The sequence below is a fragment of the Bacteroides sp. AF25-38AC genome (assembly GCF_003602995.1).
Lineage (GTDB): Bacteria > Bacteroidota > Bacteroidia > Bacteroidales > Bacteroidaceae > Bacteroides > Bacteroides uniformis.
The window spans coordinates 1-14713 of the sequence record NZ_QTMD01000035.1 but is presented as its reverse complement, the minus strand read 5'-3'; the positions used below and the strand labels follow the sequence as shown (position 1 = coordinate 14713).

Below are 14713 nucleotides of genomic sequence, written 5' to 3'. Positions count from 1 at the left end.
ACAACAAGAGAATATGGAAAAGAATTTAAAGAAAGTGCTTGTCTTGGGTTCTGGTGCGCTCAAGATTGGTCAGGCCGGAGAGTTTGACTATTCCGGTTCGCAGGCGCTGAAGGCGTTGCGCGAAGAAGGTATCGGTTCTGTTTTGGTAAACCCGAACATTGCTACTATCCAGACATCGGAAGGTATCGCCGATCAAGTTTATTTCTTGCCGGTAACTCCTTATTTCGTGGAAGAAATCATCAAGAAAGAACGTCCCGACGGCATTTTGCTGGCATTCGGCGGACAGACGGCGCTGAACTGCGGTACGGAACTCTATCAGAACGGAATTCTTCAGAAATATGGCGTGCGCGTGCTGGGTACTTCCGTTGAGGCGATTATGTACACCGAAGACCGTGACCTCTTTGTGAAGAAGCTGGACGAGATTCCGATGAAGACTCCGAAGAGCCACGCTGTGGAGAGCATGGAAGACGCACTGAAGGCAGCCCGCGAGATTGGCTACCCCGTGATGGTGCGCTCGGCTTATGCTCTGGGTGGACTGGGAAGCGGTATTTGTCCGGACGAGGAAGCCTTCATTAAATTGGCCGAAAGCTCTTTCACTTTCTCCAAGCAGATTCTGGTAGAAGAGTCTCTGAAGGGTTGGAAGGAAATTGAATTCGAGGTAATCCGCGATGCCAACGACCACTGCTTCACGGTGGCAAGCATGGAAAACTTCGACCCGCTGGGCATTCATACGGGTGAGTCCATCGTAGTGGCTCCCACTTGCTCATTGACCGACGAGCAGGTGAAAATGTTGCAGGAGCTCTCCACCAAATGTATCCGCCACCTGGGCATCGTGGGCGAATGTAACATCCAGTATGCGTTCAACGCCGAGACAAACGACTATCGTGTCATCGAGGTGAACGCCCGTCTGTCCCGTTCTTCCGCATTGGCTTCCAAGGCTACCGGTTATCCGCTGGCATTTGTGGCTGCCAAGATTGCGTTGGGCTATACGCTCGACCAAATCGGCGAGATGGGAACTCCCAACTCGGCATATGCAGCTCCGCAGCTTGACTACCTGATTTGCAAGATTCCGCGTTGGGACTTGACAAAGTTCGTAGGTGTCAGCCGCGAAATTGGCTCCAGCATGAAGTCGGTAGGCGAAATCATGTCTATCGGACGTTCCTTTGAAGAAATTATCCAGAAGGGCTTGCGTATGATTGGTCAGGGAATGCACGGATTCGTGGGCAATGAGGGAGTGGAGTTCGATGACTTGGATTACGAACTGTCACATCCTACCGACCTGCGCGTCTTTGCCATTGCCGAGGCTCTGGAAAAGGGATATGCCATCGACCGCATCTTTGAGCTGACCAAGATTGACCCCTGGTTCTTGGGCAAGCTGAAGAACATCGTAGACTACAAGCAGAAACTTTCCCAATATAATAAGGTGGAAGACATCCCCGCCGACGTGCTGCGCGAAGCCAAAGTGCTTGGCTTCTCCGACTTCCAGATTGCCCGCTTCGTGCTGAATCCGCAAGGCAATATGGAGAAGGAAAACCTTACCGTACGCGCCCGTCGTAAGGAGCTGGGCATCCTGCCCGCCGTGAAGCGCATCAATACGGTGGCTTCCGAACATCCGGAACTGACGAACTACCTCTACATGACGTATGCCGTTCAGGGTTATGATGTGAACTATTATAAGAATGAAAAATCAGTGGTTGTGCTTGGTTCGGGCGCTTACCGCATCGGTTCGTCTGTAGAGTTCGACTGGTGTTCGGTGAATGCCATCCAGACTGCCCGCAAGCTGGGCTACAAGTCCATCATGATTAACTATAACCCCGAAACCGTTTCTACGGACTACGACATGTGCGACCGTCTCTACTTCGACGAGCTCTCCTTCGAACGTGTGCTCGACGTTATCGACCTGGAGCAGCCGCGCGGTGTCATCGTGTCCGTGGGTGGACAGATTCCTAACAACCTGGCTATGAAGCTTCACCGCCAGTCAGTTCCCGTGTTGGGTACTTCCCCCATCTCCATCGACCGTGCCGAAAACCGTAACAAGTTCTCTGCCATGCTCGACCAGCTGGGCATCGACCAACCGGCTTGGCAGGAACTCACCAGCCTGGAAGATGTGAAAGGCTTTGTAGAGAAGGTGGGCTATCCGGTACTGGTGCGTCCGTCTTACGTACTCTCCGGTGCTGCGATGAACGTATGCTACGATGAAGAAGAACTGGAAAACTTCTTGAAGATGGCTGCTGAGGTATCTAAGGAATATCCGGTGGTGGTATCCCAGTTCTTGCAGAACACCAAGGAGATTGAGTTCGACGCTGTTGCCCAAAACGGTGAAGTGGTAGAATACGCCATCTCCGAGCACGTAGAGTTTGCCGGTGTACACTCCGGTGACGCTACGCTGGTATTCCCGGCACAGAAGATTTACTTTGCAACGGCACGCCGCATCAAGAAAATCAGCCGCCAGATTGCGAAGGAACTCAATATTTCCGGTCCTTTCAATATCCAGTTCCTGGCACGCAACAACGAGGTGAAGGTTATCGAGTGTAACCTCCGTGCATCGCGCAGCTTCCCGTTCGTATCCAAGGTGCTGAAGCGTAACTTCATCGAGACTGCTACCCGCATCATGCTGGACGCTCCCTATACACAACCGGACAAGTCGGCATTCGACATCGACCGTATCGGTGTGAAGGCAAGCCAGTTCTCCTTCTCCCGTCTGCACAAGGCAGACCCGGTATTGGGTGTGGACATGTCGTCTACGGGCGAGGTAGGCTGTATTGGCGACGACTTCTCCGAAGCATTGCTGAATGCCATGATTGCTACCGGATTCAGAATCCCCCGTCCCGAGAAGGGCGTGATGTTCTCCTCCGGAGCCATGAAGTCCAAGGTGGATTTGCTGGATGCCAGCCGCATGCTCTTTGCCAAAGGCTATAAGATTTATGCTACGGCAGGTACAGCCGCTTTCCTCAACGCCCATGGCGTGACGACGGAAGCCGTTTACTGGCCGGATGAACGCCCGGATGCGGAAAACAACGTGATGACGATGATTGCCGACCATGCCTTCGACCTGATTGTCAACATTCCGAAGAACCATACGAAACGCGAGCTGACCAATGGCTACAAGATTCGTCGCGGTGCCATCGACCACAACATTCCGTTGATTACCAATGCCCGCCTGGCAAGTGCCTTTATCGAGGCATTCTGCGAAATGAAGCTGGAAGATATCCAGATTAAGAGCTGGCAGGAGTACAAATAAATTGTTTGCTCTATAAACGATTGCAGGAGCGGAAAGCCGAAAGGTTTTCCGCTCTTTTGGTATACTGCGTTTATTTCCGTATTTTTGTTCGGGGCTGAGTCTCTGTATGAATCAAAAGAAGAAACAATATGAATGAAGTGGAAAAAATGCGTAGCTCCCAGTTGGCGGATATGTCCGTTCCGGAGATACAGGTGAAGTTCGAGCATGCCAAGCGCTTGCTGGCAAAAATGCGTGTGATGAGTACTTACGATGAGGATTACCGGAGCTTGCTGGAGGAGCTGGTACCGGGCATTCCCGCCACGTCCGTCATCTGTCCGCCGTTCCATTGCGACCATGGGGATGGTATCCGGCTGGGTGAGCATGTCTTTGTCAATGCCAATTGCACTTTCCTGGACGGGGGATATATCACGATTGGTGCCCATACGTTGGTCGGTCCATGCGTACAGATATACACTCCCCATCATCCGATGGATTATATCGAGCGTCGTACGGAAAAGGAATATGCCTATCCGGTGACGATAGGAGAGGATTGCTGGATTGGCGGCGGTGCCATTTTGTGTCCAGGCGTCACCATCGGCGACCGTTGTATCATCGGTGCGGGTAGTGTGGTGACGAAAGATATTCCATCCGATAGCATAGCCGTTGGTAATCCGGCAAAGGTCATCCGGAAAAATGAGGCAAAAAAGTGAACGTACTAAATGCTTGAGAAACAGAGCGTGTCGCTAAATGACTAAAAAAATATCGAAAAATATTATGCAAAAGTTTTGGTAATGTCAAAATAAGCTGTACCTTTGCATCGCTTTTGAAACGGAAGTGTACGGGCGTTTAGCTCAGCTGGTTCAGAGCATCTGCCTTACAAGCAGAGGGTCGGCGGTTCGAATCCGTCAACGCCCACACAAAATCCAAGCACTTTCGTTCATCAAAAGGGCGTTTAGCTCAGCTGGTTCAGAGCATCTGCCTTACAAGCAGAGGGTCGGCGGTTCGAATCCGTCAACGCCCACTGGAAATTTTCATTCGAAGGTGGTCTTGCAAGTGATTGTAAGGCCATTTTTTTTATCCGTTAACTTCCTTTTCTTAAAATCTTTATCCTTTATGTCTTGTTACTCAGAAAAAAGCAGTAATTTTGCAGTCCGATAATTATCATCATAAATACGACGTATGAAACTTGATTTACTTACCGCAATCTCTCCGATTGACGGTCGATACAGAGGCAAAACGGATGTTTTGGCTGCCTATTTTTCAGAATTTGCACTGATTAAATACCGTGTACAAGTTGAAATAGAATACTTTATCACGCTGTGTGAGCTGCCTTTGCCGCAACTGAAAGGGGTGGATAAGGGCGTTTTCGAAACCTTGAGAAACATTTACCGTAACTTCTCCGAAGCCGACGCGCAACGCATCAAGGATATTGAGAGCGTGACGAACCATGATGTGAAGGCTGTGGAGTATTTCTTAAAAGAAGAGTTTGACAAGTTGGGTGGTATGGACGACTATAAGGAGTTCATCCATTTTGGCCTGACTTCACAAGATATCAACAATACGTCTGTTCCTTTGTCTGTAAAGGAGGCGCTGGAGCAGGTGTACTATCCTCAAATAGAGGAACTGATAGCGCAGCTCCGTGCTTATGCGGAAGAGTGGGCCGCTATCCCCATGCTTGCCAAGACACACGGACAACCGGCTTCGCCTACCCGTTTGGGCAAGGAGGTAATGGTGTTTGTCTACCGTCTGGAACGCCAGTTGGCAACGCTGAAGGCTTGTCCGGTGACAGCAAAGTTCGGTGGCGCTACGGGTAATTACAATGCCCATCATGTGGCTTATCCGGAATATGACTGGAAGGCATTCGGCAATAAGTTCGTTTCCGAAAAGCTTGGCTTGGAACGCGAGGAGTATACTACCCAGATATCCAATTACGATAATCTGTCTGCCATCTTTGATGCCATGAAGCGCATCAATACGGTGATGATTGATATGAACCGTGACTTCTGGCAATATATCTCTATGGAATATTTCAAGCAGAAGATTAAAGCCGGTGAGGTGGGCTCCAGCGCGATGCCGCACAAGGTGAACCCGATTGACTTTGAAAATGCGGAAGGAAACCTGGGCATGGCGAATGCTATTCTTGAGCACTTGGCGGTAAAACTGCCGGTTTCCCGTTTGCAGCGTGACTTGACGGACTCTACCGTGCTCCGCAATGTGGGTATGCCGTTCGGGCATATCATTATTGCCATACAAAGTTCTTTGAAGGGGTTGCGTAAGTTGCTGTTGAACGAACCGGCCATCTACCGTGACCTGGACAATTGCTGGAGCGTGGTGGCCGAGGCTATCCAGACCATTCTGCGCCGCGAGGCCTATCCGCATCCTTATGAAGCGTTGAAAGCGTTGACCCGTACCAATCAGGCCATTACGGAAGCGTCTATCAAGGAATTTATAGAGGGACTGAATGTAAGTGAAGAGATAAAGAAAGAATTGCGGGTGATTACCCCCCATACTTATACGGGAATTTAAGCAACCACAGAAGTGTACCGGAGGAATTTCAACTTTTTACTCCGGCAATTGTTATAGAAACATATAAAATTCAAGGTATAATAGAGACAATGAATGGCCGTGAGGCCAAGGTTTAATTTTATTCGAATAAAAAACAATGAGTACAGAAAACGAAACTTGGCGTGATGCTTCTTCCGCAGAGGAGAACTCAGGTGCCGGCCGCGATGGTAACCAATTTAACAAGGAAGGTGGCTACAGCCGTCCGTCTTACAACCGTGATAATGGCGACCGTCCTTATCGCCCCAGATTTAACAGTGAAAACGGGGACCGCCCGCAGCGTCCTTATAACAGTGACCGCCCTTATCGCCCGCGCTTTAATCCTGGTGCGGACAATGGTGACCGTCCGCAGCGTCCTCGTTACAATAACGATAATGGCGACCGTCCCTATCGTCCGCGCTATAACAGCGAAGGCGGCGACCGTCCGCAACGCCCTTATGGAAACAATTCGGGTGACCGTCCTTACCGTCCGCGCTATAACAGCGAAGGTGGCGACCGTCCGCAACGCCCTTATAATAGTGACCGTCCGCAGCGCCCGCGTTATGGCAATGAGGGTGGTGACCGTCCGCAACGTCCTTATAACGGCGACCGCTCCTACAACAGCGACCGTTCTTATAATACGGACCGTCCCTATCGTCCGCGCTACAACAGCGAAGATGGCGACCGTCCGCAGCGTCCTCGCTACAATAATGAGGGTGGTGACCGTCCTTATCGTCCACGCTTCAATTCGGGTGGTGGAAGACCTGGCGGATACGGCAACAGAGACAGCTATAGCCGTCCAGTCCGTCGTTCGGCCGATTATGACCCCAATGCTAAGTACAGCAAGAAGAAACAGATAGAATATAAGGAGCAGTTTGTGGACCCGAACGAGCCTATCCGCCTGAACAAATTCCTGGCCAATGCCGGTGTTTGCTCCCGTCGCGAGGCTGATGAATTCATCACTGCTGGAGTCGTTTCTGTAAACGGAGAGGTGGTAACGGAATTGGGAACCAAGATTAAGCGTGGCGATGAAGTGAAGTTCCACGACCAGACGGTCAGCATCGAACGTAAGATTTACGTCCTGCTGAACAAGCCGAAAGATACAGTGACTACTTCGGATGATCCCCAGGCACGTCGCACGGTGATGGATTTGGTGAAGGGCGCATGCGACGAACGTATTTATCCGGTAGGTCGTCTGGACCGCAATACTACAGGTGTATTGCTGCTGACAAACGATGGTGACCTGGCTTCCAAGCTGACGCATCCCAAGTATCTGAAGAAGAAGATATATCATGTGCATTTGGACAAGAACCTGACAAAAGCCGATATGGAGCAGATTGCAGCCGGCATTCAACTGGATGATGGGGAAATCCATGCAGATGCCATCAGCTATACGGATGACTTCAAGAAAGATGATGTCGGTATTGAAATCCACTCCGGCAAGAACCGTATCGTGCGTCGTATCTTCGAATCGCTGGGATACAAGGTGATGAAACTGGACCGTGTGTATTTTGCCGGTTTAACCAAGAAAGGCCTGCGCCGCGGCGAATGGCGTTACCTCACGGAACAAGAGGTGAACTTCCTGCGCATGGGTTCTTTTGAGTAATATATATAATAAGGTATAATAACTGTTTTATGGAAAAGATTAGTAGAACAAAGATTGTTGACCTGCTGAAGCGTGAAGATTTTGGCGCTATGGTCAACGTGAAGGGCTGGGTTCGTACCCGCAGAGGTAGTAAGCAAGTAAACTTTATCGCGCTGAATGACGGTTCTACAATAAATAATGTGCAGATTGTAGTAGACTTGGGTAACTTCGATGAGGAGATGCTGAAAGAGATTACTACCGGTGCTTGTTTGAGCGTAAACGGTGTGCTGACGGAATCTGTCGGTTCCGGTCAGAAGGCCGAAGTGCAGGCCCGCGAAATCGAAGTGCTGGGAACTTGCGATAACACGTATCCGTTGCAGAAGAAAGGTCATTCCATGGAGTTCCTCCGTGAGATAGCCCATCTGCGTCCCCGTACCAATACGTTCGGGGCTGTGTTCCGTATTCGTCATAATATGGCGATTGCCATCCACAAGTTCTTCCATGACAGAGGATTCTTCTATTTTCATACTCCGATTATCACGGCTTCCGACTGCGAAGGCGCAGGCCAGATGTTCCAGGTGACTACGAAGAACCTTTACGACTTGAAGAAAGATGAGAACGGTTCCATTATTTACGATGATGACTTCTTCGGAAAGCAGGCCAGCCTGACTGTTTCCGGACAGTTGGAAGGCGAACTTGCCGCTACTGCATTGGGAGCCATCTATACATTCGGTCCTACGTTCCGTGCCGAGAATTCCAATACTCCCCGCCACTTGGCAGAGTTCTGGATGATTGAGCCGGAAGTAGCGTTCAATGATATTACGGACAATATGGACCTGGCGGAAGATTTCATTAAATATTGTGTACAGTGGGCTTTGGACAACTGTGCCGACGATGTGAAGTTCCTCAATGACATGTTTGATAAGGGCTTGATTGAACGTCTGCAAGGTGTCTTGAAAGAAAGCTTCGTGCGCCTGCCTTATACGGAAGGTATCAAGATATTGGAAGAGGCTGTTGCCAAAGGGCATAAGTTTGAATTCCCGGTGTACTGGGGAGTTGACTTGGCTTCCGAACATGAGCGCTATCTGGTGGAAGACCACTTCAAGCGTCCGGTTATCCTGACTGACTATCCGAAGGAAATCAAAGCGTTCTATATGAAGCAGAACGAAGACGGCAAGACCGTGCGTGCCATGGATGTACTCTTCCCGAAGATTGGAGAAATCATTGGCGGTTCCGAACGTGAATCGGATTACAACAAGCTGATGACGCGCATTGACGAACTTCACATCCCGATGAAGGATATGTGGTGGTATCTCGATACCCGTAAGTTCGGTACATGTCCCCACTCCGGGTTCGGTTTAGGCTTTGAGCGCTTGCTGCTGTTCGTTACGGGCATGACGAATATCCGTGATGTCATACCGTTCCCGCGTACGCCGCGCAACGCCGAGTTCTAAGTTTCGGAATATACAAACTGGATAAAATCATCCGCACAAACATTCTGTTGTTTGTGCGGTTTTTTTATACCCAAAAATGTTATAATCTCAAAATAAATCTTTATATTTGTGTCTAACGGAACGACATAACGTTAACCAACATCATACGAATATGAAACGGAACTATTTCTTTACCATGCTGGCAGCGGTGCTGCTTGCGGTAGCGGGAGCCAATGCGCAGGAGAGCGCAGAGTTTAGGCCTGCGGAACTGGCAGGAATTTGGCAGTTATGTCATTATGTGTCTGAAATCCCGGATGTTCCCGGGATATTGAAACCGAGTAACACCTTTAAAGTGCTGAGTGATGACGGCCGTATTGTCAATTTTACAATTATTCCAGGCAAAGATGCCATCATCACTGGATATGGGACTTATCAGCAGCTGACGGATAATTCCTATAAGGAAAGCATTGAGAAAAACATCCATTTGCCCATGTTGGACCATAAAGACAATATACTGGAGTTTGAAATAGGGGACGACGGGGTAATGTACCTGAAGTATTTTATAGCTAAGGACTTGAATGGTAATGAACTGAATACATGGTTCCATGAAACATGGAAGCGGGTGGGCATGCCTGCAAAATTTCCCGAAGACCTTGTCCGTTGATATTTCTTTCTCTTTCCCGTTTCTTTCTCATGCAGCTTTGAAAGCCTTCTATGACGGCACCGACCGATGAAGGCCGCATCATAAAGAGTTGTTCTGCGGAGATTCTTCCCTTTCTCCGCAGGATAACTTTGTCTGTTGTATATCAGCCAAGTGGCTCTCTAAAAAAAAGTGGAAAACTTTTGCCAGTTCTAAGAAAAACCGTACCTTTGCAAGCCGATTATTATCTCAAAAGGATAAGCATTTAATTCATAGCGAGTTAATCTTCCATTGTCCGGGATGACTGGCTTGCGGTGAAGAAAAAATTTTAGTAGTAACATTTTAAAAAACAATTAAGAGTGGATACTTTAAGTTACAAGACCATTTCTGCAAACAAAGCTACAGTGACTAAAGAATGGGTCATTGTTGACGCTACAGACCAGGTATTGGGTCGTCTGGGCGCAAAAGTTGCGAAACTGTTGAGAGGAAAGTATAAACCTAACTTTACCCCTCACGTAGATTGTGGCGATAATGTAATCATTATCAACGCCGACAAAGTAAAATTAACCGGTAACAAGTGGAATGACAAGGTATATCTGTCATATACAGGTTATCCTGGCGGCCAGAGAGAAATCACTCCTGCCCGTTTGCAGGCAAAACCGAACGGTGATGACAAGTTACTGAGAAAAGTAGTAAAGGGTATGTTGCCTAAGAACAAGTTGGGCGCAAAATTGCTGGGCAATATGTATGTATATGCCGGCAGCGAGCACAAACACGATGCTCAGAACCCGAAAATGATTGATATTAACGTACTTAAATAAGAGATAATGGAAGTAGTAAATGCATTAGGCAGACGTAAAAGTGCAATTGCACGTATTTTCGTAAGCGAAGGTACTGGAAAGATTACTATTAATAAGAGAGACCTCGCAGAGTACTTTCCATCAAGCATTCTTCAGTATGTAGTTAAACAGCCGTTGAATAAGCTGGGTGTTGCTGAAAAGTACGACATCAAAGTTAATCTCTGCGGTGGCGGTTTCACCGGCCAGTCTCAGGCTTTGCGTTTGGCAATTGCCCGCGCACTGGTGAAAATCAATGCTGAGGACAAGGCTGCTCTCCGTTCTGAAGGTTTCATGACTCGTGATCCTCGTTCTGTTGAACGTAAGAAACCGGGACAACCGAAAGCACGTCGTAGATTCCAGTTCAGTAAACGTTAAGAGTTGGAGAACGGTTGGGGCGGACAAGTTGCTTAATTCTCGACTTTCACCTCTCAACTCTCAACTGAAAAAGCGTTTAGTATCTAAACTACCGGGACTCTTCAGATTCAGACTACCCGGCGGTTGGTTTAGAAGAAACAAAAAAGAAAGTAAACGATTAATTTAAAAGAAAATGTCTAGAACAAATTTTGATACATTATTAGAAGCCGGTTGCCACTTCGGTCACTTGAAAAGAAAGTGGAACCCTGCAATGGCTCCTTACATCTTCATGGAGCGCAATGGTATTCACATCATTGACCTCAACAAGACGGTTGCTAAAATTGACGAAGCTGCTGAAGCTTTGAAGCAAATCGCTAAATCAGGAAAGAAAGTCCTGTTTGTTGCTACTAAAAAACAAGCTAAGCAGGTGGTTGCCGATAAGGCTGCATCTGTAAATATGCCTTATGTAATCGAGCGTTGGCCGGGTGGTATGTTGACTAACTTCCCGACTATCCGTAAGGCTGTCAAGAAGATGGCTACCATCGACAAGTTGACAAGCGACGGTACCTATTCAAACCTCTCCAAGAGAGAAATTCTTCAGATTTCACGTCAACGTGCAAAGTTGGACAAGACTTTGGGCTCTATCGCTGACCTGACTCGTCTGCCGTCTGCTCTGTTCGTTATCGACGTAATGAAGGAAAACATCGCAGTTCGTGAAGCTAACCGTCTGGGGATTCCCGTATTCGGTATCGTTGATACAAACTCCGATCCTACGAATATCGATTTCGTAATCCCGGCAAATGATGACGCTACTAAGTCAGTAGAAGTTATTCTTGATGCTTGCTGCGCTGCTATGCAGGAAGGTCTGGAAGAACGTAAGGCCGAAAAGGTAGACATGGAAGCTGCCGGTGAAGCTCCTGCCAACAAAGGTAAGAAGAAAGCTACAAAAGCAAGACTCGACAAGTCCGACGAGGAAGCAATCAATGCCGCTAAGGCTGCTGCTTTCATGAAGGAAGAAGAGGCTTAATCATACTGTTGAGAGTTGAGAATTGAAAGTTGAGAGTTACTTTACGGCAATTCTCAATTCTCTATTCTCAACTCTCAATTACTTTATAAGGATATTATTAACAATTAAAATAAAAAGATATTATGGCTGTAAGTATGGCTGATATAACCAAGCTCCGCAAGATGACCGGTGCTGGTATGATGGATTGCAAAAATGCTTTGACTGAAGCTGAAGGCGATTTCGACAAGGCAATGGAAATTATCCGTAAGAAGGGACAAGCTGTTGCAGCTAAGCGTTCAGATCGCGAGGCTTCTGAAGGCTGTGTGCTGGCTAAGACTACGGGTGACTTTGCCGTTATCATCGCTCTGAAGTGCGAAACTGACTTCGTGGCTCAGAATGCTGATTTCGTGAAATTGACTCAGGACATTCTGGACCTTGCCGTGGCTAACAAGTGCAAGACTCTGGACGAAGTAAAAGCTCTGCCGATGGGCAACGGTACTGTACAGGATGCTGTAACAGACCGTAGCGGTATCACTGGCGAGAAGATGGAGTTGGATGGTTACATGACTGTAGAAGGTGCAAGCACTGTGGTTTATAACCACATGAACAGAAATGGCCTCTGCACTATTGTTGCTTTCAACAAGGCTGTTGAAGAAGGACTGGCTAAGCAGATTGCCATGCAGATTGCTGCCATGAACCCGATTGCAGTAGACGAAGATGGCGTATCTGAAGAAATCAAGCAGAAGGAAATAGATGTTGCTATCGAGAAGACAAAAGCTGAACAGGTACAGAAGGCTGTTGAGGCCGCTTTGAAGAAGGCTGGTATCAACCCGGCTCACGTGGACAGCGAAGACCACATGGAAAGCAACATGGCCAAAGGCTGGATTACTGCTGAAGACGTGGCAAAGGCAAAGGAAATCATTGCTACTGTTTCTGCCGAGAAAGCTGCACATCTGCCTGAACAAATGATTCAGAATATTGCTAAGGGCCGTCTTGGCAAGTTCTTGAAAGAAGTTTGCTTGCTAAACCAGGAAGACATCATGGACGGCAAGAAGACAGTTAGAGAAGTCTTGAAAGAGGCTGATCCTGAATTGAAGGTTGTTGACTTCAAACGTTTTACTTTGCGCGCTGAATAATTCCGCTTAGAAACGATTCTATAAAAAGAAGTGGCCGTATATGGAGTTGAATTCCTAAACGGTCACTTTTTTATGCCTCTACAGTTGCAGTGAGACGGATGATGCGTTTATCCCACGGGCTTGGTTTGCGTGTATCCTTCTGCCTTCAGGAGGTCGATGACACGTTGTTTGAAGTCGCCTTGCACGATGATTTCTCCATCTTTGGCACTTCCGCCTACTCCACATTTACTTTTCAGCAATTTGCCCAGTTCTTTCAGATTATTGTCGGTGCCCACGAAACCGGTGACAAGAGTGACGACTTTGCCACCCCGGTTCTTGCGGTCCAGCTGTACACGCAGGCGTTGTTGTGCAGGGGGGAGGGTAGCTTGCTCCTCATCGTCATTCATCTCATAGTTGTAGTCCGGGTTGGTGGAATAGACTATATTCAACCGTTCTTTCCAATCATTATTCTTCATACTTCTTTCTTTTAAACTTCCCAAAAGTACGATATTATGTGGAATTATGCAATTAGAAATTATGTTAAGCTTTTGTTGCATCCGTGTTACTGATTAGAAAAAAAGCACTACTTTTGCCAATCGCAATATTGAGAACTTAAATAAGAAACTATGAGCAGTCCGTTACAGAAAAAAGAAACCATGAAGGTGCCGGAACCTACCTTGCGCCGGCTTCCGTGGTACCTTTCTAATGTAAAGTTGCTGAAACAAAAGGGGGAACGATTCGTATCATCCACCCAGATTTCCAAGGAAATCAATATTGATGCTTCACAAATTGCCAAAGACCTTTCGTATGTCAATATCTCGGGGCGTACGCGTGTGGGCTATGAGGTGGACACACTGATAGCTGTACTGGAGGACTTCCTGGGATTTACCAATATACACAAAGCCTTTCTGTTCGGTGTCGGAAGCTTGGGAGGTGCCTTGCTGCGCGACTCGGGCCTAAGCCATTTCGGTTTGGAGATAGTGGCTGCTTTCGATGTGAAGCCCGAACTGGTGGGTACGACACTGAGCGGCATCCCCATCTATCACTCGGACAAGTTCAAGCAGAAGATGCAGGAGTACGATGTCAATATAGGCGTGCTGACGGTACCTATCGAAATAGCCCAGCAGATAACGGATTCCATGGTAGAGGGCGGTATCAAGGCCGTATGGAACTTCACCCCGTTCCGTATCCGTGTTCCCGAGAACATTGTCGTGCAGAACACTTCCCTTTATGCCCATCTGGCCGTGATGTTTAACAGACTGAACTTTAATGAGATCAAGTAATGAAGATTATTGCTGTAGGAATGAACTATGCTCTGCACAACAAAGAGCTGGGACATACACACGAGAATAAGGAACCGGTTATTTTCTTGAAACCCGATTCGGCCATTCTGAAAGATGGCAAGCCTTTCTTTATCCCCGATTTTTCCAACGAGGTGCATTATGAGACGGAAGTGGTGGTGCGCATCTGCCGTTTGGGCAAGAATATTGCTCCTCGCTTTGCCCATCGCTATTACGATGCGGTGACGGTGGGCATCGACTTCACGGCACGCGACTTGCAACGTAAGTTCCGTGAGGCGGGTAATCCGTGGGAGCTTTGCAAAGGGTTCGACAATTCGGCAGCTATCGGCACCTTTGTCCCTTTGGAACAAGTGGGCGGCAATGTACAGAATTTGGACTTCCATTTGACGATTGATGATAAGGAGGTGCAACGTGGCCATACATCGGACATGCTGTTCCGGGTAGATGAAATCATTGCTTATGTCAGCCGCTTCATGACCTTGAAAATCGGTGACTTGCTGTTCACGGGTACCCCTGTGGGAGTAGGTCCCATCAGCATCGGACAGCACTTGCAGGGCTATCTTGGGGAAGGGAAAGTACTTGACTTCAATATCCGGTAAATATGTTTAGCTGTCTTATCTTGATATAGGTAGACACATTTACAAACTAATAAATGTGTTACTATTATGACTTCAAAACG

13 protein-coding genes and 2 tRNA genes are annotated in these 14713 nt (G+C 47.9%); 14 read left to right on the top strand and 1 reads right to left on the bottom strand.

Going from position 1 to position 14713, the window contains the following annotated elements:
* Window positions 1-13 precede the first annotated feature (13 nt).
* From carB to tsf, 12 genes are all read left to right on the top strand, one after another.
* A complete protein-coding gene (carB, locus tag DWY55_RS18450; RefSeq protein ID WP_005829587.1) occupies window positions 14-3241 on the top strand; it encodes a carbamoyl-phosphate synthase (glutamine-hydrolyzing) large subunit in 3228 nt (1075 codons plus the stop codon).
* A 128-nt stretch (window positions 3242-3369) separates the two neighbouring features.
* Window positions 3370-3930, top strand: coding sequence for a sugar O-acetyltransferase (locus DWY55_RS18445; RefSeq protein ID WP_016274434.1), 561 nt, complete (start codon window positions 3370-3372; stop codon window positions 3928-3930).
* 130 nt (window positions 3931-4060) lie between these two features.
* Window positions 4061-4135: transfer RNA gene (locus tag DWY55_RS18440), tRNA-Val, on the top strand.
* A gap of 31 nt (window positions 4136-4166) precedes the next feature.
* Window positions 4167-4241: transfer RNA gene (locus tag DWY55_RS18435), tRNA-Val, on the top strand.
* A 158-nt stretch (window positions 4242-4399) separates the two neighbouring features.
* Window positions 4400-5746 carry an adenylosuccinate lyase gene (purB, locus tag DWY55_RS18430; RefSeq protein WP_005829591.1) on the top strand — a complete coding sequence of 449 codons (1347 nt, stop codon included), beginning with the start codon at window positions 4400-4402 and terminating at the stop codon, window positions 5744-5746.
* 136 nt (window positions 5747-5882) lie between these two features.
* A complete protein-coding gene (locus DWY55_RS18425; RefSeq protein WP_008664272.1) occupies window positions 5883-7367 on the top strand; it encodes a pseudouridine synthase in 1485 nt (494 codons plus the stop codon).
* 29 nt (window positions 7368-7396) lie between these two features.
* On the top strand, window positions 7397-8800 hold the full coding sequence (gene asnS / locus DWY55_RS18420; RefSeq protein ID WP_005829597.1) for an asparagine--tRNA ligase: 1404 nt from the start codon (window positions 7397-7399) through the stop codon (window positions 8798-8800).
* A 151-nt stretch (window positions 8801-8951) separates the two neighbouring features.
* A complete protein-coding gene (locus DWY55_RS18415; RefSeq protein WP_035450126.1) occupies window positions 8952-9443 on the top strand; it encodes a DUF4488 domain-containing protein in 492 nt (163 codons plus the stop codon).
* Window positions 9444-9778: 335 nt separating this feature from the next.
* The gene (gene rplM / locus DWY55_RS18405) at window positions 9779-10240 is read left to right on the top strand and encodes a 50S ribosomal protein L13 (protein WP_005829602.1); all 462 of its coding nucleotides are present in this window, start codon (window positions 9779-9781) and stop codon (window positions 10238-10240) included.
* 6 nt (window positions 10241-10246) lie between these two features.
* Complete coding sequence (gene rpsI, locus DWY55_RS18400; RefSeq protein WP_005829603.1) at window positions 10247-10633, top strand: 30S ribosomal protein S9; 387 nt, start codon at window positions 10247-10249, stop codon at window positions 10631-10633.
* A gap of 172 nt (window positions 10634-10805) precedes the next feature.
* Window positions 10806-11639, top strand: a complete 834-nt coding sequence (rpsB, locus tag DWY55_RS18395; RefSeq protein ID WP_005829604.1) for a 30S ribosomal protein S2 — start codon at window positions 10806-10808, stop codon at window positions 11637-11639.
* Window positions 11640-11761: 122 nt separating this feature from the next.
* A complete protein-coding gene (tsf, locus tag DWY55_RS18390) occupies window positions 11762-12754 on the top strand; it encodes a translation elongation factor Ts (RefSeq protein ID WP_005829605.1) in 993 nt (330 codons plus the stop codon).
* Between the two features lie 107 nt (window positions 12755-12861).
* Here tsf and DWY55_RS18385 read toward each other — a convergent pair whose 3' ends face one another.
* Complete coding sequence (locus tag DWY55_RS18385; RefSeq protein ID WP_005833443.1) at window positions 12862-13209, bottom strand: translation initiation factor; 348 nt, start codon at window positions 13207-13209, stop codon at window positions 12862-12864.
* A gap of 150 nt (window positions 13210-13359) precedes the next feature.
* Between DWY55_RS18385 and DWY55_RS18380 the strand changes: the two genes are divergently transcribed.
* On the top strand, window positions 13360-14016 hold the full coding sequence (locus DWY55_RS18380) for a redox-sensing transcriptional repressor Rex (protein WP_016274430.1): 657 nt from the start codon (window positions 13360-13362) through the stop codon (window positions 14014-14016).
* The gene (locus DWY55_RS18375) at window positions 14016-14633 is read left to right on the top strand and encodes a fumarylacetoacetate hydrolase family protein (RefSeq protein ID WP_117879233.1); all 618 of its coding nucleotides are present in this window, start codon (window positions 14016-14018) and stop codon (window positions 14631-14633) included. Before DWY55_RS18380 ends, DWY55_RS18375 begins: the two co-directional genes overlap by 1 nt.
* The last annotated feature ends 80 nt before the right edge of the window (window positions 14634-14713 follow it).